A 25946-nucleotide genomic window follows, 5' to 3' on the forward strand; every position below is an offset into this window, starting at 1 on the left:
AGTGAGCATAATGGAAAAATTACCAATCAAAAAAGTAGTAGAAGGTTTACTAGAGTTACAAAAAACAGGTGAAAGTGCAACGCTGTTAGGAATTGGACCGATGTCAAAAAATTGTGTTCAGGCAACGCTAGAACTATCCAAAGAAGATGACTATCCAGTGATGTTTATCGCGAGTCGAAATCAAGTAGATGCAGATGAACTTGGCGGGGGCTATGTAAATGGCTGGAATCAGTTTACCTTTGCAAAAGCAGTGAAAGAAGTAGCAGAAGAAATTGATTATGACAACTTATATTATATGTGCCGAGATCATGGTGGTCCTTGGCAGCGTGATCAGGAAAGAAATGACCATTTACCTACAGAAAAGGCGATGGAGCTAGGAAGAAAATCTTATGTTGCTGATATTGAAGCAGGATTTGATCTATTGATGATTGATCCTACCAAAGACCCTTTTGAAGTTGGCAAAGTGATTCCTTTAGAAACCGTCTTAAATCGAACGGTTGAATTAATTGAATTTTGTGAAAATGAACGAAAAGCACGAAACTTACCAGCAATTGGTTATGAAGTTGGAACAGAGGAGACCAATGGAGGGTTAACCTCTACAGAAACATACGAAACCTTCATTCTACAATTAAAAGAAGAACTAGAAAAACGTGGATTACCAATGCCAACCTTTATAGTTGGACAAACTGGAACACTAACACGTAAAACAGAGCAGGTTGGTACATTCAATTTCAAAAATGCTTATGATTTAGCACAAATGGCAAAAGGGTATGGCGTTGGTTTGAAGGAGCACAATGGGGACTATTTAGATGATGTAACCTTGCTAGAGCATATTCCTTCAGAAATTACAGCAACGAATGTTGCACCACAATATGGAACAGAAGAAACCCGTGCTTATTTGAATCTTGCTGCAGTAGAAGCGAAATTAGTAGAGAATGGTCTTATAACAAAACCGTCGAAAACAAGAGAGGTTTTACTTGTACATGCCATTAAAAGTGAACGCTGGAGAAAATGGATGGTTGGTGCACAAAAAGAATTGACAGTCGATGAAATCATTCAAGATGCGGCATTATCGGAGGAAATTCTTGATATCGCTGGACATTATACCTTCAATGATGAGGAAGTAAAAAATGAAATAGCGACACTTTACGCAAATCTTGAAAAACATAATATTCATGGACAACGGTATGTTATCGACCATATTAAGCGCCCAATCAGAGACTATGCAGAATGCTACAATCTAAAAGGTGTAACAAGTCGGATCAAGCAATTAGGGTAAAAAAACAATCAGTAAAGAGAGGGGAAAGTAAAACGGTTCTTGTTTTACTTTCCCCTCTCTTTCGCAATTTTAGAGATCTTCTCATAGTCTACCTAATGCTGAAAGTTCGTTGTATACTATAGATAAACAAAATTTACATGTTGGTTTGAAGCTGTATTCAATCCAGTTAAAGTCAAACCATTTTTCGTATGAGAGATGGAACGTAAAAACGTTAGGAGGAAAACTTTGTATAATTTTATTTTCGATGTTGATGATACATTATACGATCAGCTAGAGCCTTTCAAGAGGGCATATTATGAAAACTTTTCGACAAATAACGAAATTTCTATAGAAGGATTATATCGCTATAGTCGTAAATTTAGTGATGAAGTTTTTGAACAGTCGCAACAAGGAACTATTTCTATGGATGAAATGCATATCTACCGTCTCACTAAGGCTTTTAATGTGTTTGATATTACAATCAAACCACAGCAAGCTTTAGCTTTTCAAAAGGACTATGCAAGATTTCAAAAGGAAATCACTTTACTTCCAGATATGGAGAAAACATTGCAGTACTGTAAAACAAATAACGTAACCACGGGCATTATTACAAATGGACCTTCCAAGCATCAACGAAACAAGATAAAAAATTTAAACATCACTCATTGGATAAAACCAGAGCATCTATTTATTTCGGGTGAATTGAAGATGGCAAAGCCGGACAAACAAATTTTTCATTATGTAGAAAATCAGATGAAGTTGGAACGACAACAGACATTTTACATTGGCGATTCTTATAAAAATGATATGCTTGGAGCAAAAAGTGCCGGCTGGAAAACGATTTGGTACAATCAACGTGATCACTTTATAACAGATGAAGCTAGTGAGCCTGATTTCATAGTGAAAAAAACTGGCCAAATCTATGATTTAATAGAAAACTTGTGTAATCGTTTTTAACAAATGGAATCAAGTGACAAGCCAGTAAAGCTGAAGCAAAAGAAGGGCTTGTAGGTAGTTTGCGCTTGCAGAGATAAGGTCAAAGAGGGTTTATCTGTTTTAAGTAGCATTAGCTCTTGTTATCACATTCGTTATTTCTATTTGAATGCCATACAAAGGAGCCACAGAAAAGCCCCCTTGTAATCTCATTAAACTATTTGCTAGAATAAAAGAGTTCTATCTAGTTGATTATTATTGGGGGATTGAAATGAAGAAAAAGCGTTGGGGTTTAGGTATGATGTTACTTTTAAGTCTTTTTGTTAGTGGTTGCGCGAACAAGGAAGAGGCAGAGCGAGCTGCTAATAAAGAAAAATTGATAAAAAAAGCGGAAAAAGCCATAGCAGAGCGTCCAATTATTTACATGTCCAATAATTTTATGGGCTTGATGGATACTACGGGAACCATTTTAATGGATGGAGAAAAAGAGCGAGTAAAAGAAATTGAGGCCTTTTCTAATAGTACATTGTTGCAATATACTACAACTATGCACGAAGTGTTTTATTTCAATACAGATAGTTATCAAATTTTTCCTGAAAATCCAGAACTTAGAATCCCAAATTGGACGTTTAAAAATAGTAAATATGGTCGTTATGAAGATCCCAATTTGAAAAAGTATGGACTTATTTTGAATGATGGCACAGTAGTGAAAGAAGCCAAAGATATGCCAGATGGTATAAGAGATTTTAGTTTTAGCAATGCAAGCTTTGCTCATGTTCGCTTTAAAGATGGTACATCTGGGCTAATGAATAACGAGGGAAATCTGTTATTGAAAGAAACTGAAGACCTGAGTTATCTAGAAAAAGAGGGAGAAGAGGGTGAGTTAGCTGTTATTCGGATGGAGGGAAGTTACGGAATCGTCCACGAAAAGAAGGGGTTGATTTTTTCTCCAGAAGAAGCTAAGAAGCTTGAAATAACAGAGATCTTTCCATATGCACAACGTGCAACGGCTATTTATAAAACAAAAGAAGAAAAGTATGGCTTGATTAATCAAGAAGGTAAAGTAGTCTATGAGGATGAAGAACCCGTGTTGTTTAAATACATTTCACCCTTTTCTGAAAAAGGTCTTGCTTTAGCTAAGTCATATGGTGATGACCTTGTCATCAATGAGGCTGGAGAAGTGGTGACAGTAGTTGCAGATCAACGAAAAGAAGAGGCTAGGATCGTTGATGGCTTTTTAAAAGAGAATACTATTTTAGTTAGATTAGGGAATGTTAGAGAAGAACAATATGCTCTGATGAATGAAAAATTCGAAGTAGTCAAAAAATTTTCAAGTGACTATAAAGCCTCACCAATTTATCTAGGTAATGGCCTGTTTTCGATTCGAGAAGTTGGGGCAGATAGTTTCCCTACCGTTATAAATAGTTCTGGAAAAGAAATTTTTTCCAAAACTGAGAGCCAAACCAAAGAAATTCATCATTTTGGTAAATTTACAGATTCCGGATTATCTATTTTTAGCACAAAGAATTACGATCAAGGGTTAGTGAATCAAAAAGGGAAGATCCTTATAGAAGCAAGCAAAGGCTCAGAAATCGAGATAGAGCAAATGCAAAATAGCTATCAAGTATCAAAGAGTTTGCCAGGGAAAAAAACTACAAAGTATTACTATGATAAGGATGGACAGTTATTTTATCAATCAAAAGAAGACGAACAGATATTTTTATCCAAAGGGCTAATTATGATTGTAAAGCCCGATGGCAAGACTGTTGTTCATGACGAAAATGGCTACTTAATCAAAACAATCGAGGCCAAAATAGATAAATGATGTGCTAGTCAATGTATGAATTTCCTGACGATTCTACAGAAAAAGAAGAGAGTAAATATATAGTAGATTTCTGAAAAACCAACCATTGTAGTTAGTGGTTGGTCTATTTTTGGTAAGAAGATACATTCTTATGATGTTTATTGAATAGCTTAGAGTTTTTTATTTATTTCATACATTACAAATTATTCTAGAAACCTATCCTGTGATAAAATAAGGGATATATAACCTAATATGGAGAGGATGAAGCAGACTGTGTCAATTCCAGAGTCAATTAACAAACAAAATATCATTGAAGCTATTCAATTTATTGATAATTATGGGTATCCAAATGAAAAGACAGCGAAAGATTATGTATTAGAGTATAACGGAAAACAGTATCCAGTAAAATTTGTAATCTCTATTGGAAAGCAGTTGTCGGAGGGGATTTCGATTGAGCCGAATACTACAGTTGATACCTCTTGGTTTAAAGGGGGAGTACGAACGAATTCTTTTCTTGAAAAGCTGGGGTTCAAGATAAAAAAACTTTCGCTTTCGAAAGAGGAACTGGCCAATCGAAAAGCGGCATTTTTGAAGTGGGGAAGTAAAAAAAGTGGAGGGAAATGGACTTCAGTTTATCCTAAAGCTAATTGGCTATCTGGCTATTGTGATGAAGGGTCTAAGTATGAAAAAATAAAATTCATTCCTATTAAAAATATTGCATTAAATATCCAAGGCTTAACTGAAAATGAAAGAAATGCGGTATGGGAGCTACCAGAAAATCTATTTTCGTTTAATAACCTTAAAGAGTTTCAAGAGGCCAAAGAAATATTAAATAAAATATTTTCAGATCATTCTAGTGAAGTAAATAGGGAAATTACTTCTTTCAACTTGTTGGATAGAGAAACAGATAAAAGGTGGAGAAGCTGGGAATATTCTAACTTTAAGAGGACATCTTGGGCTAAGAATTACGAGCAGTATTTAAAGGAGTGTGAAAATGGTTTGGAAAATAATATAGGAGAATCATACAATATTTCAGGTTGGAATCGTATTTTATACGGTCCGCCAGGTACAGGTAAAACGTATAGTATTAATGAAGTAAAAGAAAATCTGATTAACGGTCAACATAGTACCTCAAGAACACTTCTAAATTATGCGACATTATCTTGGAAAGAAGCTATTTATTTAGCGTTCAAGCGAAATAATAATAATCCAATGACGATTAAACAAATTGAACAAAGTGAAGTTGTAAAACAATATGCAAAAACGAAAAGCAGCAAAACACCCTATGGAACATTAAGTACAACAATAATTGAGAATGCAACTGAAAAATCAACAGGGACTATTTATCGAAAGGGCACGGATTTATTTGAACGCGTAGATGGTTTATCTGAAAAAAAATGGATACTTACTGAAGATGGTAAAATTGAAGCAGATGAAGTTGAGGATGTTGTGAATACAGAACGACTAGCTGAAGCTGACTTTTACTTTTCACTTGTGACATTTCATCAGTCTTATGGTTATGAAGATTTTATTGAAGGTATTTATGCAGAGACAGAGGACGGTCAGATCCACTACAGTGTTAAAGATGGTGTATTTAAAGAATTTTGTAATCGTGCGAAAGAATATCCAAACAAAAATTTTTTATTTGTCATTGACGAAATTAATCGTGGAAATATCAGCAAAATTTTTGGGGAGCTGATTACTTTAATTGAACCATGTAAACGTTTAGGAAAAGAGGAAGGACTATCGATCACCCTTCCTTATTCGGGTGATATCTTTGGCGTCCCTCAAAATGTATTTATACTAGGTACTATGAATACAGCAGATCGATCCATTGCATTGATGGACACAGCACTTCGTAGACGCTTTGAATTTATAGAACGGATGCCCGATGCAGATATTATAAGGGATGAAGTTGGAGAAATTGACGGTATTGAAATTGCAGATATACTCCAAGTAATGAATGATCGAATTGAATTTTTTTATGATCGTGAACATACTTTAGGTCATGCCTTTTTCTTGAATATTTCAACTATTAAAGAATTACAGTCAGTTTATGAAAATAAGATAATTCCACTATTGCAAGAATACTTCTATGAAGATTATGAAAAAATCCAAGCGGTATTAAATGATATAAACGGCATTTATATCAAGCGAGAATCCAAGCAGTCAATCAATCTTTTTGATTCAAAATTTGCTAACTTAATTAGTGACTACGATACAGATCGATTTGTTTTGAAGACCAATGTTAGCGATGAAGAATTTGTTCAATTTATTCAATCAGTAGTTGTTGGTGGTGAGTAAATATGTCAGCTATTGATGCTAGAACAATCACAGTTTCAGAATTTGGTAGAATATATGCTGGTCAAACATATGATGGTGTGATGATACAACCAAAAGATATTCAAGAGTTAAGAGGGTATATTGACGAGCAGAATACAAAAGTTAGTGGTGAAAAAGCACATTATTATGATTTTTTGAAGCCCATCAGAAATGGTGTTCAAGTAAATAATTATGTAGGTGTCTTGCAAACTGACTCAGGTTTAACAATTGAAATTCTTCCCAAAATCTATGGAAAGTCTGCTTCATTAGAAGATAAAAAGGTTATTAGAAATTTATTTTTTCAAATGTTAAAAACTGCCAGGAATATTAATGGAAAGTACTATGAAATGACAAATCTTGATATGCGAAGGAATACAATTTTTGAAGTATTCATTTCAATGTTTTTAACCCAATCTAGCCGTATTTTTAAGCAAGGAATTAAGGCCAACTATGTTTCAATTCAAAGTAATGAACGTTTTCTTAAAGGTAAACTATTAACAGGAAGTCATATTAGGAAAAATAGTTTTAATAATTCTAAATTTTACAATGAATTTGATGAATACCAAGCAAATATTCCAGAAAATCAATTGTTAAAAACGACTCTTATATTTCTTCTAAAAAGAAGTAAAGATCATCAGAATCTTAGATTGATCAAAGAGCAATTGCTCTATTTTGATAATGTTGATGAAATCCGTGACCCAAATCAAACGTTTCATAAGGTTCAACTGGGAAGAGACTATGTTTACTATAGGCAAGCACTTGAGTGGTGCAAAATTTTCTTGAGAGGGCAATCATTTACTTCGTTCAAAGGATCATCATTAGCATTTGCACTGCTTTTCCCGATGGATAAAATTTTCGAGGCGTATATTTCAAGTATCGCTATAAAGAGTTTACCTGAATATGAGATTTCTGCACAAGACAAAACTTATTGGTTATTCGATGGTACAGAAGAAACAAGTCGTGGATATCAACTTCGACCTGACTTGGTGTTGAGAGATGTTACTAGCAAGCAAACGATTATTGTAGATACTAAGTGGAAACTTCTTGACCATACTGGGCCAACACAAGCCGATTTATATCAAATGTATGTTTATTTCACTAGGTATAAGCACAATAAGGAAGATGTAGATAAAGTTATTCTCCTTTATCCCTATTCAGAAAACTATAATGAACAAGAATTCAGAAGCATAAAAAAAGCAAACGCAGAATTAGGTGCAAAAGTCCAAGTGAGGTTTGTTGATTTATTGTCAGTAAATATTGAAGAAGAAGTTTGTAAAATCTTGAAATAACGGGCAATCCGTCTTGATTATAGGGGGCTTCATCAATTTTATTTTCACCAGTATATATGCGAAGATCAATCATTCAAATCGGTGATTGGTCTCTTTTTTATGGATTGATTTTCAGTAGACTATACGACTACCTAACCAATGGAAAATCTAGCTGGAAGATGACTACAAAACAGAATTTAAACTGGGAGTATTTCGAAAGGAATCTAAAAGTTTGAAGATCTAGTTATTCACTATACTTTAATTAATCAATTAGTTATTAGTTCAGAAGCTTCTAAATGAATAATTGAGAATAAAACATAAAAAGAGAAGAGGAAACAAAAATGGCAGTAGAGGGATCGATTTTAATTTCAGGAAGTCAATGGTTACAAGGACAAGGAGTTCATGTGTATTCAAATGGTGGTAATTATGGTACGTATTATCAATGTGTCGAATTACCGCAACAAAGGTTATATCCTAAAATGGGATGGCCAAGAGTCTATGCAGCAGGAAATGGTGGTGCGCAATATATTCCAGAAGGTTCTCCAGGTTTAGCCCGATATAATCCAGGATCTAAATATATTCCAGTACCTGGAGATTTAATAATTGAAACAGGAAATAGCTCAAATCCATATGGACACGTTTCTGTTGTCGATTATACAGATGTGGATAAAGGAATCATTTATGCAGTAGAGCAAAATGCTTCGGCTAGTGGCAGAATGACATATACTTACAATGGAAGCAACTATACAGGACTTTCAAGCAACAGAACAGTCAAATGTATTCTCCACGCACCAGGTAATAACTTTAAAAATCCATCAACAGCACCTAAATTACCATCAAAAAATCCGGCACAACCTATTTCTAAAGGGATCAATTATGAAACACATGTGAGTAAAGTTGGCTGGATGAACAATGTAAAAGATGGTGCATTATCTGGATCGACTGGTTTTAAATTACCTGTTGAAGCAGTCAAAATTACCTTTAAAAATGGCCAAATTAATGGTTCAGTCGAATATCGAGCACATGTTTCTGAAAAGGGTTGGATGTCATGGGTAAAAAGTGGACAAGTAGCTGGAACAACAGGCCAATCAAAAGCAGTTGAAGCAATTCAAGCACGTTTAACAGGCGAAGCCGCAAATTATTATAATCTGGAATATCAAGCCTATGTAGATGGAAATGGGTGGTTAAGTTGGGTAAATAACGGTGCGACAGCCGGTACAACAGGGCAAAAGAAAACCCTTCAAGCGATTAAAATGAAATTAGTTCGAAAACCAATCGTCCAAGGAAGCAAACAACCTACTGCTAAAGGTCTAAGCTACCGTATGCATCTAGCGGAAGAAGGTTGGTTAGGGTATGTCACAGAGAACCAAATGGCTGGAACAACAGGTTTAGGAATCGAAAGCCAGTGTTTAGAAGTCTATATGGATGGGAAAAAAGAAAATATACAAATTGATGCTCATGTCGCTGAAAAAGGCTGGTTGACAAATGCAGGTGGGACTGTGGGTCAAAGACTTTCGTTACAAGCAGTCAAAATCAACTTGAAAAATGGGCTAGACAAGTACTACGATATTTACTATCAAGTACATGTATCTGAAAAGGGCTGGATGCCATGGGTCAAAAATGGCGCTATAGCAGGTACAACAGGTCAAAAATTAGCCATTCAAGCAATTCGAATAAAGCTAGATGGGAAAATTACCAAAGAACCTGTGAATACAGTATCTAAGTAGAAAAATAAGTAAACGACAGAAATAAAGACCATGTTTAATGCAGGAAAAAGTGGAATAATGGCAGAAAAAATCTGTCTGTTATTCCACTTTTTAGGTATAGGATTGAACACTTAGGATCATTTCATTTTTTTAAATAGATAAGAGCTCAAAAGCACCTTCCCTCCATTCTCATGCCTATGATAGAATAAATAGTGATTGGAATAAAAGGAGTGAGAAAATAAAATGGTTAATCATTTTTCAACAGTTGGTATACCTGTTTCATCTGAAGCCGATTTCATGGAATATGCAAATCTAGTGTTTGAATCAGGGAAGAAAGTCAAGGCACCTGGTGGAACCTATCTTCTACTAAAAATGGGAAACGGAATCGAACTTTGGGGTCAGTTAAATACACAAGGTGAGATGATTGGGTTAAATCCACATTATGAAGGAACTGCTGTTTCAACCATTCGTTTACTTGAAAAAGTTGAAGATCCTACAGATACGGTATTAAATGGAAGAGTTCATAGTGAAGCGAAGCCAGGCGAAGATGGGACGTTTGCATACCCATTTGTTTTTGATATGCCGAATATTGCAGCTCAGAAAATAAAATACCCTGTGATACGAGAAGTACAGTTAGCAGCTTTTGCGCATGAGTTGAGTGTTTACGCTAATGAAGAAGAATATAATAATGGACAAGAAACAGAGGCCAAATTTGCTAGTGAATTTTTTATTCCATCAGGTTTATTTGGCGGAGATGGAGAAGGCGGACCGAGCTCTATGGGGCTGTTTGGAGGTCGGGTTTTGGCTGCTGAAAAGCTCAGAAACCCTTATTCTGATGCTTATTTTTACTATGCAAAAGTCAAAACGTTAGGTGGGGAATTTGATGTAGTCGCTGATCCTGAACTTGTTACTGAAGAGATTAGGGAAGGAAATATTATTTCTGGATCCTTTTGGTTAACAGGAAAACTAATCCAAAAAAAGTTTAAGTTTTTTGGATGATAAAACCAATCTAAAAAGGATTAAGAAGTCCTGTGACGTTTTCATATAGGACAGATTGAGACAAGAAAAAACAGAACTATCGTGTCTGAAATAATCAAATGCAAGTCTTTTTTTGTTGGTACTACTGTTTTCAATTGGTGTAAGAACTAGAAGTTTTTGCAAGGAACATTGTAAGTGAAATTTCTATACTGTATAATTAAAGCAAGCATTAAAGCTACTTCTACTCTAAAGTGGAAGTACTTTTTTTATCTCAACTTAAAAAGGAGGAAGAAAATGTTTGTAAATTTTATCGGGTTAACGTTGTTTTTTGGTATAGGTATCTTAGTAGCAAATGGTGTAAGTCTCATTGCTGCAAAAGGGAGAAATACAAAAAGTACCATTGTACTAATGGTTATTGAATTATTATTATTGGGAGGCTTCTTATTTGTTGCATTGCCTAGTAAAACTCTTTCAACTATTTTATGGATTAATCTCGTTGGAGCCGTTATTGCAAGCGGTTTGTTGCTGACCATTCGTTCTATTAATAAGGCATCGATGAACGTGCTGCATAAAGAACGAAAAACTGTTGGGACAAATACGGTCAACGATTGGTCTGGTCGTGTTTTAGGAATCAGCATTGCTGCAATGGTTTTATTATTCATTATCAGTTCTATAACGAAGGTAACGGCAATTGATGATGTTTACCAAACCATTCCGTTGAAGACAGAAGAAAAAGCAGAAGTTCTAACCTCCGCCAAAGAAACACCGATTGCTATTGCACCGAAAACGGCTAAGCGCAAGATGCTGCAAAAATTCTCAGTGATTCCAAATTCAAATATGTTTACCTTGGATGGTATTACTGCACAGGTTGTGAATGGTGAGTATGTATATGTTGCCACAGTGGAATTTAATGGCTTTTTTAAATGGTCAAAACTAGGAGCAGTTCCAGGGTATTTTATTATCAGTGCAACCGATATTAATGCACAGCCTAAATTTGTTGAAACACCGATTGTGTATACGCCGTCTGCTTATTTTAGTAAAGATGCGGCACGTAAAATTTACGCTGCTTATCCAGATTATGCGGCGACTGGCAAAATTAATTTAGAAATCGATGAAAAAGGAAATCCCTTCTATATTCAGACATTATACAAAGAATATGGCGTTTCTGGTCGGATGAACTACAATGAATTTAAGACAGCTGTTTTAAATGCGACAACAGGCGAAGTGAAAGTTTATAATAGCCATGATGCACCAGCCTTTGTAGATGCTCCAATCACAAGTTCTGCTGCAAATAGTATCAATGAATACTTTGGTCGTTACAGCCAAGGATGGTGGAATCAAACGATGTTTGGCGCGAAAAAAGAGGTTAAAATTCCAACAGAAAATGGTATTTATGCATCTGGTCAAATTACACCTATGATGAATAAAGAAGGCAGTCAATTATTGTACTTTACAGACTTTACAAGTGGTGACGAGGAGCAAGATTCTGCTTTAGGTTATTCCTTGATCAATGCAAGAACTGGCCAAGTAACGTATTACCGTGATACAAAAGTAGGAATTATGGATAGTGACGGCGCCATTTCGATTGCCGCGAAGATTTACCCAGAGAAAAAATGGAAAGCAAGCATGCCAGTTCTTTATAACATCGATGGCGTTCCAACCTGGATTGTGTCTCTAATGGACAGTAAGGGAATCTTCAAAAAATATGTTTATGTCAACGCAGTAGATAATGATATTGTGGTAGATGCCGATGCGGCACAAAATGCATTAGACGCTTACCGGATCGAATTAGCAACGAAAGGAAGTAATAACACAAGCACTGATGCTGCTGATTTAGAGAAAATAAAAGGGACGGTCTCTCGTATTACGATTGTTGCTAGCGAGGCCCAAACTGTTGTTTCCTTCTTATTAGAAAACGAGAAAACAATTTATAGCGTCACAACGAATAACAGCCCAATGGCTCTTTTCTTAAAAGAAGGAGACAAGGTTGCGTTTCAAGCGGTCGTTACAGCGGATGCAAAAGCTGCCAGTATTGAAAACCTTGTGATTGAAGGTCTAGAATAGTAGGATTGACTCTACTCAGACAGATTCAAGCCTAGTGGTGCAAGCCAACGTTCAATGATAGTCACTGAAGAAGTGAGTTGTGCTCTACAAAGAACGTGATAATGAAGACCAATCATCTGGAATCAGTGATTGGTCTATTCTATTTAAAAAAATGTAAGTCAAGTAAAAATAATGAGCGATAAACAAGATGAACTAGTTTTCATAGCTTATCTTGAATCTAAGAAAAAGGAAATAATTGTAGAATGTTACTGTAAAAAAGCTAGATTATAAAATGAAAGACAGATGATAACAATCCTCTATATAAATATTTTTAATTTATGGTAAACTATTTATATATTAATAGGCTAAAGGAGCTTAATTTGAAACGAAAAAGGACCAATCGAACGTATTATTCTATCTTTTTAATGTCTATCATTTTAACAGCAGCTGTTTTACTAGCTATTTCAATAAAAAACAAAAAATACACGAACCAAACATACGAACACAATTCCAATAGTAGCAAAACGGTAACCACTAGCAACGAAACAAAGAAAAAAAGTTCTGCCACTTCAACAGTAAATCGACTAGATTCTACACAAAGCAGCTCGCTTGAACCCGTTAAAAATCAAAATAGTGTGCAGACTAAACTAGATGCATCCGAATTATTTTTAAATGCTGGAAAAGTAGGGTATGGTGTGTATTATTTTAATGAAGATGACTATCTAACAAATTACAATACAGATCCTTTTATCTCTGCTAGTGTTATTAAAGTGTTTATAATGGCGTATATTTATGAAAAAGAGCTGGCATTAGACAGAATGCTAGAGGGGGAAACCACTCAAGAATTGGTTCGGAGAATGATTCAAATTAGTGATAATCAAGCGACTAATAGACTTATTGAGTTTTTGGGTATGGATAATTTGAATCACTATTTTGAAGAGCAAGGGTATAAAGGGACAAAATTACAACGGAAAATGCTGGATGAGCAAGCAAGAATGAATGGGCTGGAAAATTATACATCAGTAGAAGATGCTATGGAATTTTTGAAGAAAATGTATGTTCATCGTAACGAATGGCCGTACTCGCAAATGTTAACCATCATGAGTGACCAAACAATCAGAACTAAGCTTCCAAGTAAATTGCCATCCGAGGTTCAGGTGGCGAATAAGACGGGAGAGTTAACGACTGTGGAAAATGATATCGGCTTAGTCCTTGATCCAAAGAACCCTTTTGCCATCGTTATTTTAACAAACGAGGTTTATGACAGTTCTGCAATGAGAGAGGCCATTGGTGGATTTGCTTTGCAAGCATTTGAAGAAAGTTAAAAAATTGTCCTAAATATTGCTAGTGGTTTTTGGTACTTTAAGTGTATTTATTTATGAGAACTCTTAACTATGCGGTAAAGAGTCCTGACATAAAAAAAGGGGTCTGAACAAAGAAAGGATGTTAATGATGAAAGAATGTAGTTATTGTCATACTAAAAACAGTGATAAATCTAAATTTTGTGAGCAATGTGGGAAACCGCTTGGGGAAAATGGCTCAACAAATGAACCACATGAGACGAGTAAGTCTACGGTTGCCCAGAAAAATATACAGCCTGTATTAATTGGCGCGATTGTGGCACTAGTGGGCATTATTATTGGTATTATTTTATTTATCTATTTAAAGCCAAATAACACTTCTGCGCTTTCGTCAGAAAGTAGTCGAACTGAGACGACTTCAACGACAAAAAATAGTAGTCAAACAGAAACAACCTCGTCAAAAAAAGAGGCAGAAAATTACGATGAAATCATTAAAGTAGCGAAAGAATTAAATATCGAAGGAAAATACAAGGAATCTGAATTAAAATTAGCATCCATTCCTGTCAGTGTACTTGGAAAACCCGAATGGGCAACTATCAAGGAAGCTATAGAAAATTTAACAAATTTAAACAATAAAGGGCTTCAAGAGCAAAAAAAATCATCTGATAATGTGCAGCAAAATGATGATCCATCGACTTTCACAGGTGATTTAGCTAAATGGGCCAATACCTATACATTCTATTATTCTCAAAGCAGCCAAAAACAAAGCCGATTAACGATTGCGACTAACGGAGGCGTTACTCAAAGTAATTATGATGGTACGCAATATTTTGGTAGAGCCACAATTGTCAACGCTTCGGGTGATATTTTGAGTTACAATACGGATACCTTATATCCAACCAGGATGCCAAGTACAAAGACGATCAATTCGAATGTTAAAATCACGATTCAATGGGATAATAATGGAGGAAGTCAAAACCTGTATGGCTATCTTTCTTATTCCTCTCGTTTGGTTCTAACAGATGGTCTCAATAAGGGCAGCGGAGTAAATGAAGTTTGGATTACGTATTAAAGATTCCTTTTTAATAGACTTATTTTCATTCACTTATGATGCGATTTTTTGTATTGTAAGTGAATGTTCTAGTTATTGAAGTGTTTATTTAGTCAAGGTAACGAATTTGAAATCGAGGGATATTATTTTTAGATAGTGATCATACGGTAGTAGAAAAAGGAGTTGCCTAAATGTTTGGTAGACTAAAGCAAAAAAATTTATACTTGTTTTTCCTTTTGGTCTTGTCTTTAGTAGCGGGATGTAGTGGTATGAGCAAGGAAAAATATGAACAAACGATTTCAGGTATTTATGCTCAAAGCCGATTAAAAGGAGAAATAACAGTAGAGAGTGTTGAAGGGCAAGGTTACTTCTATTCAACCCCTTATACACGAGTGGTCTTTGATTACACCGAGATTGTGGGAGATAAACCTGTGACGGTCAATGACACGATGTTTTTTGAACATAAAACAACTACATTAAATCAGGAAAGTGAAGCAGTTGGAGCTGAAGATTTAACCGAATTTAGTATGTATTCTGGCGTGGTCCAAAGTTTTGCTTTTCAAGAGGAATCAGTTTCTTTAGCAAAAGTGATTAAAAAGGAGCTTAGTGAAAAAATTGAGATAGAAAAGTTGCATTTGATCGAAGTAGAACCTTATTTGATGACGTTTCCTTTATTAGATTCATCGGAAGAGATCGGTTCTTTTTCAGATAATTTTGCACTGTATAAAAAAGACGTAGCAAATAACCAAAAAGCAGGGCGACCATTTAAAGGCTATTATGATATCAATGTAGAAAAATATATGAAGCTTGGGCTCATCTTAGTAGAAATAAGCTATGAAAATGTTTCAGAAGAACTATTTCCTGATACGATTGACGAATTGGATCGAAGAGTACGTCGAAAGATATTAAGGCTAGATACATCAACTTTCTATGATGGTATCTATAGATTATCTTTCGATACAGTAACCGAGGATGGCGGAAGAACAGGCGGTAGATCCTATACGTTTCATGTTAAAGATAAAAAAATAAGTTATCTTTCCTATGGCAAGTAAAAATAGAGTATTTTGTCTCTGACAGTATCTAAATACGTAGATACTATGACTAAACTAAGCTAAGTCGTCAACAAGACCATTGGACAAAAGAACATTGTAAGCATGTCTCCCTATTTAGATACTTGTTTCCGATTTTTTTCTATAGTAGCAAAAATGAATCAAACGAATAAACAATGAAACCCGAGCTTATCCGTCCTTTCTGGAATAATGTAAATAGTAGAATTTTAGAAAGGAAAAAATTCCTTCCAAAATTATGATACAATATTCAAAAATGAATACGCTATCTTTTTTGCGATTCAAATAAATAATAAGGGATGTTCATACATGTATGTAGGATTTGATATAGGCGGTACAACGATTAAGTACGGTATTTTGGATGAATACGGAACTATTTTAGAACAAGGAAGTATTGGAACGGAATATGAACCGGAGGCCTTTTACAAAAGTTTACTAAAGATTATTGAAGCTGCTCAAGCAAAGTATCAAATAAAAGGAATCGGGATAAGTGCTCCAGGAATTGTCCAAAAAGATGGATATATGCTAACGGCGGGTGCGATCAGACCTTTATATGGAGAAAATTTCAAACAAAAGCTAGCGTTATTCACTAGTTTACCTGTCACTGTAGAAAATGATGCAAATGCAGTTGCCATAGCTGAAAAATGGATTGGAAATGCAACCGATATGGAAAATTATTTATGCCTAGTTTTAGGTACTGGTGTTGGCGGTGGAATCGTCATTAATGGAAAAGTTTATCGTGGTTCTCACGGCATGGCCGGGGAATTTGGCTGGATGATGATCGATAAACTACCTGAAACTGGAAACCTTGAGGATGTATCTATCAATAAACGGACCGCAATTGTTGGAGGTCTAGTGCGTCTTTATAATGATGCGCAACTGGAACAAAGCCCAGAGGAATTTGTTCCAGTGAGTGATGCAAGGGAGATTTTTACCTTGGCAGAAAATGGGGATACTCTTGCAATAGCAATCACTAAACAATTTTATGTTGACCTTTCTGTAGGATTGGTCAATCTAATTAGTTGCTTTGATCCAGAAGCTATTTTAATTGGTGGTGCTGTGAGCGCAAACCAATTTTTCCATCAAGAGCTTCAGAAAACCTTAGAAGAAGTTGAAAAAAGACATGCATCAATCAATTATTTAAGAGGAAAAACAATTGCTCCAGTCTTGCCAACTAAATTAAAAAATAATGCAGGACTTATCGGGGCTGTTTATCAGGTTCATCAAGTTGTCAGCAAATAAATTCTTTTATGGTATAATTTTCTTAGCAAATTAAAGGAGATTAACCTAAATGGCGATATTCGATTATCTGAAATTAAATGACCTGTCCTCGGTAGAACAAGAAATTTATCGATTTGTTGTGAATAATCTAGATAAAATCCCGTATATGCGTGTTCGAGATATTGCGGATGGAGCACATGTCTCTTCTACATCCGTCTTTCGTTTTGTTCAGAAAATAGGATTTCATTCTTTTCCAGAGTTTCGATTTTATATTAAGTCTCATTTAGATAATGTTCGTCAAGAAGAGGGTAAAAAGCATATTGGTATTGAGGAACGAGTGGATTCTCTTAATATGGGAATTTTTCATCCAGATGTAGAATATCAAATCAAAAAAATGGCACAGGATTTGTGCGATAGTGATGTTATATTGTTTATGGGCATGGGAGCCTCTGGTGCAATTGCTCAGTATATTGCTAGAAAATTAGCGAGTTTAGGTTATCTATCTATCAGTTTAGATGATTTGACCTACCCTATTCGCAGCTTTTTACGCAAGGATCAAAAAAACGTCATCGTATTTTTAAGTGTTTCTGGTGAAACAAAAGAATTGATAGAAGTCATTGCAGGTTTAGAAGATAAGAATAGTGTCAAAAACTATTGTATTACACTAAACAAAAAAAGTACGCTCGCTCAACTTTGTGATTACTCTATTGAGTACGAAATCAAAGAAGAACGCAAAGATATTTTTTTAGACCTTACGAGTCAGTTGCCATCGATCGCAATCTTAGAAACGCTGATTAGTTATCTTAAAGATTTTCGTAATGAATAAATAGAAGCTGTTACAACAAATTAACTAGAGTGATCCCCACTTTAGTTAATTTTTTTGTTTAAAATTAGGAACAAGTCGTTCCGCACAAGGAATTTATTCTATTTCCCAAGAATTTATTTTAAAAAAGAAGGCGCTTACTTTTTTGCGAGATAATTTAGGTATAATAGGTTTATAAATGAAAGGAGTTTTATCTATGCAAAAATTTAATGATATTATTGATCGTTCATTAGTGCCAATTGCAACAAAGTTGAATAATCAACGTCACATTGCAGCTGTTCGAGATGCTTTTATGTTGATTTTTCCATTAACGATTTCTGCATCACTGGTTATTTTAGTCAACAATATTTTATTTTCAAATGATAGTTTTATCGTGCAATTATTACGCTTATCTAGTGTTTTTCCGAATTTAGAAAGTGCACAACAGGTGTTGTCTTCCGTGGCAAATGGAACAATCAATATCATGAGTATTTTTATCACCTACCTTGTTGCGCAAATATTAGCGAAACATTTTAACGCAGATTCCACTTTGGTTGGGCTGACAAGTATCGCAAGCTTTATGATTTTGTATCCTAAACCCTTTAATGCAGATGACTTGAATGTTGTGAGTACACAGTATTTAGGCGCTCAAGGTTTATTTGTAGCTATGATTGTTGGATGCTTAGTTGGGGAATTTTTACCAAAACTATTTAAGGTGAAACGTCTGCAAATTAAAATGCCGGAAATGGTTCCACCAGCTGTTTCTCGTTCTTTTTCAAGTATGATTCCCATTGTTATTGTAGTTGGGCTCTCGGCAATTATTAACTTTTTAGTGTTAATGATCGCACCAGAAGGAGTTAATGAACTGATCTACAAAGGAATCCAAAGTCCTTTACGTGATCTTGGAGGAAATGTTGTTGGTGTAATGCTGTTAGCTTTTATTCAAACATTGTTATTTTCAATTGGTATTCATGGTCCAAACACGTTAAATGCTGTTCGTTCTGCTATTTTTACAGAACAAGATTTGGCCAATCTTGATTTTATTAATAAAGGCGGTTCACTTTGGGATGTTCCTTATAAAGAAACGTGGGGCATATTAAATGACATGTTCGCAAATATGGGTGGTACAGGGATGACGATGGGCTTGATTATTGCGATCTTTATTGCATCTAGACGTCCAGAACAACGAGAAATTGCCAAAATGTCATTAGTTCCAGGTATTTTTCAAATTAATGAACCAATCATTTTTGGGTTACCAATCGTTTTAAATCCGTTATTGATCGTTCCATTTATTTTAGTACCAATGGTCAATATTATGATTGGTTATTTCGTGACGGTCGTTTGGCCAATTATGCCTTCGCCTGCGATTGGTGTCCCGTGGACTACGCCTGGAATCATTAATTTATTCTTAGGAACAGGTGGAAATATAGTGGCTGCATTAGTTGGAATCGTCTGCTTAGCTGTCTCTGTGGGGATTTATTTACCATTTGTTATTGCATCAAATCGTGCACAAAAAATTGATTTATAAAGGTATTATTTTTATTGAAGGAGATCTATTATGACGAATAAAATATCAGAAGATTTTTTATGGGGTGGCGCAATTGCCGCTCATCAAGCAGAAGGGGCTTGGAATGTCGACGGCAGAGGACCAAGTACCGCCGATGTAATGACTGCAGGAGGCAACGGAATTCCTCGGAAAATAACGAAAGGCATTCTTGAAGGAGAGTATTATCCAAATCATGAAGCGATTGATTTTTATCACCATTATAAAGAGGATATCAAGCTTTTTAAAGAGCTAGGCTTAAAATGTTTGCGAACGTCCATATCGTGGAGTCGTATTTTTCCTAAAGGGACTGAAGCAGAGCCGAATGAAGCAGGTCTGCTATACTATGATCGGCTCTTTGATGAATTAGTAGAAAATGGAATTGAACCAGTCATTACGCTGTCTCATTTTGAAATGCCGTATTACCTCTATGAAAAGTTTGGCGGTTTTGCAAACAAAGAAGTGGTTCCGTTATTTGTGAAATTCGCTAAGTGCGTGTTTGAACGCTATAAAGATAAGGTAACCTATTGGATGACCTTCAATGAAATCAACAACCAAGCTGATGGGCAAGAGCCGCTGCATGTTTGGACGAACTCAGCGATGATTATTGAAGATGAAGACAGGAAAGAAGAACTTGTCTTTCAAGCAGGAGTCAATGAACTAATCGCTAGTGCGGCTGCGGTGATCGAAGGGAAAAAAATAAATCCTAATTTCCAAATTGGTTGTATGATGGCTTATGTTCCGGTCTATCCATACTCTTGTAATCCAGAAGATATGATGGCATCGGTAAAAGCGAATGAACGCAGATTCTTTTATAATGATATTCATGCTCGTGGTAAAATTCCCACATATGCTACAAAGTATTGGGAACGTAAGAACTATCAAATTGATATCAGCGAGCAGGAATTAGCCATTTTGAAAGAAGGAACAGTTGATTATATCGGTTTTAGTTATTATATGTCTGGTACGATCTCAACACTTAAAGACGTTGAAGGTTGGTCAACAGAAGATATTCCCAATGCAAAAATAGTGAAAAATCCATATATAAGTGTATCCGATTGGGGCTGGCCAATTGACGAAGTTGGTTTACGCTATATTTTAAATACGGTCTATCAACGTTATGACTTACCGTTGTTTATTGTGGAAAATGGGTTCGGTGCCTATGATGAATTAACCGAAGAAAATACCGTTCACGATGAATACCGGATTGATTATTTAAGTAAACACATTGAACAAATGAAAAAAGCCATTGTAGAAGACGGTGTTCCAGTTATCGGTTATACACCTTGGGGAATCATTGATATCGTCAGCTTTGGCAGTGGCGAGATGGAAAAAAGATATGGCATGATCTATGTTGATAAAGATAATGAGGGGAAAGGTACGCTTAAACGTTTGAAAAAAGATTCGTTTTATTGGTATCAACAAGTGATTGAAACAAATGGCGAAGATCTTTAAGTTATCGGATAAATGACTAATTGTATCATGAATAGAGAGTGGGATATACCTCTTTGAGCCATATCCTGTTCACATGGAATCCGTATAAATAGTGGGAGCAGAAGCAATCACTACGCTTCGCTTCGATCACATCAAATTCTAAGTGCTAAAGCATTAAGATTTGAAGGCTTCGGAAATAAGAAGAAATTCACAAAGATTTTAAGAGTAATTTTCGTGAATTTCAGCTTATTTTTCGGGATTAACCACTCCCGTCCCAACCTCTATTTTTATTTGTATTTCGTTTGAAGAGATTAGATTAAATTTAACAAGACTGAATTTGAAAAAAATGTTGTGTCACTCACGTAATGGTCAAAAATGGTCGAAAACCTTGTCTGTCAACTAACAATAATGAAAAAAAGAAAATGCAATGAGGTTGGAGACCTATACACATTCTCTTAAATTGGAAGAACGGGCAGCGATTGACCATGTTTCTCAGTACTGAGGTTAGAAAGTTTGCTGTCATGTCAGCACTGTAGTAAAGTACTTAATAGAGGCGAATTTCACGATAAAATAGATTCAGCTTGAATACAAAAGGAGGTTTTACTATGAAAATCACTCAACTATCCATCGATACATTAAAACGAGCGCAAGAGCGTTTGGAAGAAACTCTTGCTCAAATGACTGTCGAGGAGGCGAATGCAATGCCAAATCCACTGATTAAATCAGTAACCTGGCTCATTTGGCATACTGCACGTGAACTGGATTATCAAATGGCTGACTTAAATAATACAAAGCCACTGTGGCTAGAGTCAGACTGGTCTACTAAATTTGGGTTGGATTTACCTGATGATACACAAGATTGGCAGCATACGCCTGAGGAAGCGGCTAAAGTTATCGTACTAGATAAAAAAATACTTCAAGATTATTTAGCGGCAAGTATTGATTTTACCGTTATGTATTTAGAAGCATTAACAGAAGCAAGCCTTAGTGATATCGTAGACACAAATTGGACGCCAGCAGTTACGCGTCAAGCACGTATCGTCTCGGCTATTGATGATGCAGTGATGCACTCGGGTCAAGCAGTGTATACAAGAAGATTAGTGATTAGGAAATAGAAACTTGAGTTTAAGTTGTTTAAATTGGAGAAAAGTGACAACTAGATATAGTTTTAGCCGTATGCGTTCATTTTGAATAGTCAATTTCAAAATATCAATGTGCTACAAATTCATGTGTTTGAAATAAAAGAAAGTAAATAAAAAAGAAAAGACCATGACAAATGTAAGGAACTTTTGTTATGGTTTCTTCTTTCTTTTTTTAGGAATAGTTAAAGCTTTATATCAACTACAAAAAAGACATCCATTCAACTAAAAAGCAATTATTTTGGTTAGTGAAATGAAAGATTATCCTTATTAGCTTAAGGTTGCTCACCGATTAGAGTCCATTTTAAAGTAGTTAGCTCACCTTTCAGGGCTTTGGTTTTTTCATTGATTCCTAATTCCCCATTTAGTAATAATGAATGAGAGCCACGAGCAGCATCATTTTCAGAAGAAGTGACTTTGATGGCAGCATTAGTGATACTTTTTTTGCCAACGGAAGTCGTATTGTCCCCTTGCAGATTAACTGAGAGTGTCATCTTGTTATTTTCGAGACCATAGGTACTGGATTGTTTATCTTCGGGAATAGCTTCTTGCACACTAAGTTCCCAAGAACCATCACTAAGACCGCGAAAATCATTTACAACTACGTTAGAGGTACTCTTATTTGTATCTGTTAGGGTCTTACTTGTGCCGTCGATCGTACCGACAAAACTCATATCAGCAGTACCGTTGGATAAATCTCCAAGAGACAAAGTTCCCCCCACCAATTCAGCATTGACTTTAGAATTTCCATTTGTATCTTCTGCTGCATGTATAGTCATTGGAAAAAGTAATAAGCTACTTAAAATTGTTAAAGCGACTCCAGTATTGATTGTTTTGTTCTTCATAATTCATTTCTCCATTTCAATTTTTATTTTTTATTTAAACGATTCCTTGTTGTTCTAAGGAGTATCGCGAATAAACAGAGCGTCAAACCGAGCTCAAAAGCAAAAAAGTTCTTTTTCTCACCTGTTTTTGGTAAATAAGCTTGTTTGGTATCAGTTGGATAGAAGGAAGAGGTCGTCGTATCTTGGTCGATGAAATCAGGTCTTATATCTGTTAAATCCACAATCACTCGACTAACTTGACTATCTTCTTGTGCATAACAAAATTGAACGGAAAAAAGGCAAAGTAAGAATGTTAGATAGATCGCTACTCTTTTTTTCATATAAGACCTCCTGCTGATATATCAAGGTTCATCTGAAATCAACGTCCATTTTACTATTCCTTGATAGCGTCCACTTTGTTCATTTTTGGGAATAGTCAATCGTAGGCTTTCAGATAAGTGCTGGGTCAAGTCTACGGAATTTTCTTCAAGTCCAGTCAAAGCTCCTTCGTAAAACAGAGTGGGCTCAAGCGACTTGGGTTTTGAGTTGTTTAGTAAAAGAGTACCAAGCATTTCTCGACCGCTAGCTTCTTTTAGCGGATTTGATAAGTCTACAAACAACTTCAACGCGGATTTTTGCTCTCTATTGTCTGTGATGCAAAGACTATTAGGGGCAACTGCCGTCAAAGCTGCCTGATTTTCTTGACCGATTTCAATTGAGCCGAAATCTAAATCTTCTGGAACACTCAACATTAATAAATTTTCAGGTTCTTGGATTTTAGCCATGGTTTTAGCCACGTTATTCTCACTGTTTTGAGGGCTATAATTGGTTTCAAATGCACAGTAAGCATCCTTAGATAAGCGTGTAAGCTTTCTTAAATCATAATGAATAATGAGCTCTTCTTGTGCATAAAACATTTCTATTCTTTTGGAAAGATTTGTTAAAGAAAATGAATGTCCAGCAATCAAGATGGAATACTCCTCTTGCCCAATCGGAATTTTCTGATTAGTACTTTTAACAACAGCTTCCATACTGATAGCTTCAGAAAGTAGGTCGAATTCTTTTGGAAAAGAGAAACGCATGTAGTTTAACTGTGCAGGAATTGAGTGTAGCTTTGTATTGGTGTCGGCATCGACTGAGTTTGAGACACTGATTCCTTGCGCATTATTCTCCAACTTAATATCAGCATAAGAGATTTGGGTGGTTAAAGTAGTTAAATATTCTGGTGTGTCTTCAACCACTTTGAAGTAAATAATCACAGAACTTTGACCATTTACCGTCCAGTACTGATCAAACTTATCTCTTATTCCAAGTTCAGCTGTAAATTCATTTTCTTTAGAAAAATCTGGTTTAACATGCCATTCGATCGTAGCATCATACCCACTTGAAACCACACGGAAATAATCTTTTGGATCCTCACTAACCGTAGCACCTTGTTGTATCAAAATGGGATTTTCCTTGCTAGTTCCTCTAGGAGCATCAACAATCAAGGGGGGAATATCGACGTTTAAAATCAATGAGATAGACAATGGATATTCCCAGGTATTCTCCACTTGATTGATAGAAAAATCAACTGAATTCATGCCATCAATCGTTTTTTTGCCCGCAAAATGCCATCTTGCTGAAAGGGTCTCATAAAATTTTTTATCCAAGCTTTCTCGCTCTCGAATGATGTCTAAAGATTGCCCTGTGAGTTCAGTTTGTGTACCGGGAAACTTTTGATACGTTGGCTTTTCGAAGGAAAGAAGACCATCGTAAGCTACGACAGACTGATCAGAAAGGGTATAGTCTAAATGAACAGTTCCATCGATTGAAATCGTTAACTTATCTCCAATATAGATACCGATTCCTTTTGATTGATCTAGCTGTTTTTTTAATTCTTGAAGCTTTTCTTTTGCTAGTGTTGTCAAATCAGAGCGAAGAAGTGTTGAATCAATTTCAGGTGCAGTTGAGGCTACATCCTGTTGTTGATCCGACCTTTTTTCTAGCAAGACCTCTGTTGATTCTATAATGTTTACTTCTTCTGATGGAGACGAAGTATTTTCAGTTTGAGAAATTTTTGTTTCCGATTCATTGCTAGAAAATGTCGAATCAGAAGGGTTAAAAATATAGTCAGCGCTAACTTTACTACTAGGTAGAATAGAAACAATCAGCATACTGGCAACGATAATGGATAAAATTCCTTTTTTCAGGCTAGACACCTCCTTATATACATCAGAAAAATTACGTCAACGTTTTTTTATTTTTGTACAATAACAGAACAATAACAGCGATTAGCCCTAGAATTACTAGTGGGTATATTCCTTTAGTTGTTTTCTTGTTTTCAATATTAGATGTGGCAGAGTTTCTTTTTGTCTTTCCAGTAATAGTGAAGGACTCGGTTGTTTCCCATTTTTGCTCACCAAACTGAATGATTGTTTTAGCGGTATAATTCCCATTAGACAATGAAGAATCAGTCAAAGAAATTTCAAAATCCATGGTAGAATTCGGGGCAAAGTTGACCTCGTTATTGGTTTCTTTGTACAGAATTTCGGTAGTGCCATCTCTACGTATTTCGGTCACTAGCTTCCCTTTTTTTGCAATGGCAGGTGTCGAATTATAGATTCGTTGAGTTAAGAATAGTTGATCCGCTTGCTTGTTTTGATTGAGTTTGTCAAAAGTAAAAGACAGTGGAACACTTTGGCTATTTTGACGTAATAAAATGGGAATGTCATAAGCAATCACATTTTGGATTGTCTGTGAAGCATTATCCGTTCGTTTTTCTTCAAATTCAATGCCACCTAAAATGATTCCTTGAAATTCTTTGGTGGGGCTTTTTAAGTGTAGGACTAAATCTGTTGTTGAGTTTGCTGGTACAGTTGTTTCCTTTGCTCCAGTGATTAAGTCAGCTAAATTATAGTCTGCAGAAGCATCAAGAGCGATTTCTGTAGGGCCGTAAATGATTTGACCATTTTTGTTTGTTGTTGCAGGACTGATTGTATTCGTAACGATGATCTCTTTATCAGATGGATTTTTAAGAGAAAAGCGTAAATCGACTTCTTCATTGTTTGTTACGGTAAGATCATAGTAGCCATTAACGTCAGGTGCTTGCTGACTAGGATAATTAGGATTCACACTGAACGTTGTTTGAGTAGCTTGAGCTAGGGAGAAGTTTGGAGCCAAAAGAAGAAAGCTAATTAATAAGGCTAATATAAAAGCATAATCGTGTTTTTCTATAGTCATATGTTTCCTCCGTCTATTCTTTTCATTACA

General features: G+C 35.6%; 20 protein-coding genes. 16 read left to right on the forward strand and 4 right to left on the reverse strand.

The genetic code is table 11. From position 1 onward, the window contains the following. Window positions 1-10: 10 nt before the first annotated feature. From BCR24_RS15725 to BCR24_RS15800, 16 genes are all read left to right on the forward strand, one after another. On the forward strand, window positions 11-1279 hold the full coding sequence (locus BCR24_RS15725) for a class II D-tagatose-bisphosphate aldolase non-catalytic subunit (RefSeq protein ID WP_069641450.1): 1269 nt from the start codon (window positions 11-13) through the stop codon (window positions 1277-1279). Between the two features lie 225 nt (window positions 1280-1504). Further along, window positions 1505-2215, forward strand: a complete 711-nt coding sequence (locus tag BCR24_RS15730) for an HAD family hydrolase (protein WP_069641451.1) — start codon at window positions 1505-1507, stop codon at window positions 2213-2215. A 247-nt stretch (window positions 2216-2462) separates the two neighbouring features. Beyond that, on the forward strand, window positions 2463-4016 hold the full coding sequence (locus BCR24_RS15735; protein WP_069641452.1) for a WG repeat-containing protein: 1554 nt from the start codon (window positions 2463-2465) through the stop codon (window positions 4014-4016). Between the two features lie 240 nt (window positions 4017-4256). Further along, on the forward strand, window positions 4257-6299 hold the full coding sequence (locus tag BCR24_RS15740; RefSeq protein ID WP_100630411.1) for an McrB family protein: 2043 nt from the start codon (window positions 4257-4259) through the stop codon (window positions 6297-6299). A gap of 2 nt (window positions 6300-6301) precedes the next feature. Beyond that, complete coding sequence (locus BCR24_RS15745; RefSeq protein WP_069641454.1) at window positions 6302-7606, forward strand: McrC family protein; 1305 nt, start codon at window positions 6302-6304, stop codon at window positions 7604-7606. A gap of 320 nt (window positions 7607-7926) precedes the next feature. Then, a complete protein-coding gene (locus BCR24_RS15750; protein WP_069641455.1) occupies window positions 7927-9312 on the forward strand; it encodes a CHAP domain-containing protein in 1386 nt (461 codons plus the stop codon). Between the two features lie 222 nt (window positions 9313-9534). Next, window positions 9535-10290, forward strand: coding sequence for a hypothetical protein (locus BCR24_RS15755; protein WP_069641456.1), 756 nt, complete (start codon window positions 9535-9537; stop codon window positions 10288-10290). A 273-nt stretch (window positions 10291-10563) separates the two neighbouring features. Further along, window positions 10564-12333, forward strand: coding sequence for a DNA-binding protein (locus tag BCR24_RS15760; RefSeq protein WP_069641457.1), 1770 nt, complete (start codon window positions 10564-10566; stop codon window positions 12331-12333). Between the two features lie 359 nt (window positions 12334-12692). Then, entirely contained in the window at window positions 12693-13637 is a 945-nt protein-coding gene (locus tag BCR24_RS15765; RefSeq protein ID WP_157804646.1) for a serine hydrolase, read from the forward strand. 124 nt (window positions 13638-13761) lie between these two features. After that, on the forward strand, window positions 13762-14685 hold the full coding sequence (locus BCR24_RS15770; RefSeq protein WP_069641458.1) for a zinc ribbon domain-containing protein: 924 nt from the start codon (window positions 13762-13764) through the stop codon (window positions 14683-14685). Window positions 14686-14855: 170 nt separating this feature from the next. After that, complete coding sequence (locus BCR24_RS15775) at window positions 14856-15716, forward strand: hypothetical protein (protein WP_069641459.1); 861 nt, start codon at window positions 14856-14858, stop codon at window positions 15714-15716. A 324-nt stretch (window positions 15717-16040) separates the two neighbouring features. Further along, window positions 16041-16973 carry an ROK family protein gene (locus tag BCR24_RS15780; protein WP_069641460.1) on the forward strand — a complete coding sequence of 311 codons (933 nt, stop codon included), beginning with the start codon at window positions 16041-16043 and terminating at the stop codon, window positions 16971-16973. Window positions 16974-17022: 49 nt separating this feature from the next. Continuing rightward, complete coding sequence (locus BCR24_RS15785) at window positions 17023-17778, forward strand: MurR/RpiR family transcriptional regulator (protein WP_069641461.1); 756 nt, start codon at window positions 17023-17025, stop codon at window positions 17776-17778. Between the two features lie 193 nt (window positions 17779-17971). Further along, window positions 17972-19282, forward strand: coding sequence for a PTS sugar transporter subunit IIC (locus BCR24_RS15790; RefSeq protein ID WP_069641462.1), 1311 nt, complete (start codon window positions 17972-17974; stop codon window positions 19280-19282). Between the two features lie 30 nt (window positions 19283-19312). After that, entirely contained in the window at window positions 19313-20752 is a 1440-nt protein-coding gene (locus tag BCR24_RS15795) for a 6-phospho-beta-glucosidase (protein ID WP_069641463.1), read from the forward strand. A 584-nt stretch (window positions 20753-21336) separates the two neighbouring features. Next, on the forward strand, window positions 21337-21846 hold the full coding sequence (locus BCR24_RS15800; protein WP_069641464.1) for a DinB family protein: 510 nt from the start codon (window positions 21337-21339) through the stop codon (window positions 21844-21846). A gap of 299 nt (window positions 21847-22145) precedes the next feature. On the opposite strand, the gene BCR24_RS15805 is transcribed toward BCR24_RS15800, so the two are convergent. Genes BCR24_RS15805 through BCR24_RS15820 form a run of 4 tightly spaced genes read right to left on the reverse strand, consistent with a single transcriptional unit; the run spans window position 22146 to window position 25916 of the window. Continuing rightward, on the reverse strand, window positions 22146-22715 hold the full coding sequence (locus BCR24_RS15805; RefSeq protein WP_069641465.1) for a hypothetical protein: 570 nt from the start codon (window positions 22713-22715) through the stop codon (window positions 22146-22148). 23 nt (window positions 22716-22738) lie between these two features. Further along, the gene (locus tag BCR24_RS15810) at window positions 22739-23035 is read right to left on the reverse strand and encodes an LPXTG cell wall anchor domain-containing protein (RefSeq protein WP_069641466.1); all 297 of its coding nucleotides are present in this window, start codon (window positions 23033-23035) and stop codon (window positions 22739-22741) included. A 21-nt stretch (window positions 23036-23056) separates the two neighbouring features. Further along, entirely contained in the window at window positions 23057-24895 is a 1839-nt protein-coding gene (locus BCR24_RS15815) for a hypothetical protein (RefSeq protein ID WP_141707066.1), read from the reverse strand. Between the two features lie 22 nt (window positions 24896-24917). Continuing rightward, window positions 24918-25916, reverse strand: coding sequence for a DUF916 domain-containing protein (locus tag BCR24_RS15820; RefSeq protein WP_069641468.1), 999 nt, complete (start codon window positions 25914-25916; stop codon window positions 24918-24920). Window positions 25917-25946 lie beyond the last annotated feature (30 nt).

It is taken from the genome of Enterococcus ureilyticus (assembly GCF_001730315.1).
Lineage (GTDB): Bacteria > Bacillota > Bacilli > Lactobacillales > Enterococcaceae > Enterococcus_L > Enterococcus_L ureilyticus.

Bases quoted from the DNA above. Each gene is read 5' to 3' on its own strand.
- BCR24_RS15735 (WP_069641452.1), top strand. From the start codon at position 2,463: ATGAAGAAAAAGCGTTGGGGTTTAGGTATGATGTTACTTTTAAGTCTT.
- BCR24_RS15795 (WP_069641463.1), top strand. From the start codon at position 19,313: ATGACGAATAAAATATCAGAAGATTTTTTATGGGGTGGCGCAATTGCC.
- BCR24_RS15790 (WP_069641462.1), top strand. From the start codon at position 17,972: ATGCAAAAATTTAATGATATTATTGATCGTTCATTAGTGCCAATTGCA.
- BCR24_RS15810 (WP_069641466.1), bottom strand. From the start codon at position 23,035: ATGAAAAAAAGAGTAGCGATCTATCTAACATTCTTACTTTGCCTTTTT.
- BCR24_RS15755 (WP_069641456.1), top strand. From the start codon at position 9,535: ATGGTTAATCATTTTTCAACAGTTGGTATACCTGTTTCATCTGAAGCC.
- BCR24_RS15780 (WP_069641460.1), top strand. From the start codon at position 16,041: ATGTATGTAGGATTTGATATAGGCGGTACAACGATTAAGTACGGTATT.
- BCR24_RS15760 (WP_069641457.1), top strand. From the start codon at position 10,564: ATGTTTGTAAATTTTATCGGGTTAACGTTGTTTTTTGGTATAGGTATC.
- BCR24_RS15745 (WP_069641454.1), top strand. From the start codon at position 6,302: ATGTCAGCTATTGATGCTAGAACAATCACAGTTTCAGAATTTGGTAGA.
- BCR24_RS15725 (WP_069641450.1), top strand. From the start codon at position 11: ATGGAAAAATTACCAATCAAAAAAGTAGTAGAAGGTTTACTAGAGTTA.
- BCR24_RS15820 (WP_069641468.1), bottom strand. From the start codon at position 25,916: ATGACTATAGAAAAACACGATTATGCTTTTATATTAGCCTTATTAATT.
- BCR24_RS15750 (WP_069641455.1), top strand. From the start codon at position 7,927: ATGGCAGTAGAGGGATCGATTTTAATTTCAGGAAGTCAATGGTTACAA.
- BCR24_RS15770 (WP_069641458.1), top strand. From the start codon at position 13,762: ATGATGAAAGAATGTAGTTATTGTCATACTAAAAACAGTGATAAATCT.
- BCR24_RS15800 (WP_069641464.1), top strand. From the start codon at position 21,337: ATGAAAATCACTCAACTATCCATCGATACATTAAAACGAGCGCAAGAG.
- BCR24_RS15785 (WP_069641461.1), top strand. From the start codon at position 17,023: ATGGCGATATTCGATTATCTGAAATTAAATGACCTGTCCTCGGTAGAA.
- BCR24_RS15775 (WP_069641459.1), top strand. From the start codon at position 14,856: ATGTTTGGTAGACTAAAGCAAAAAAATTTATACTTGTTTTTCCTTTTG.
- BCR24_RS15740 (WP_100630411.1), top strand. From the start codon at position 4,257: ATGAAGCAGACTGTGTCAATTCCAGAGTCAATTAACAAACAAAATATC.
- BCR24_RS15805 (WP_069641465.1), bottom strand. From the start codon at position 22,715: ATGAAGAACAAAACAATCAATACTGGAGTCGCTTTAACAATTTTAAGT.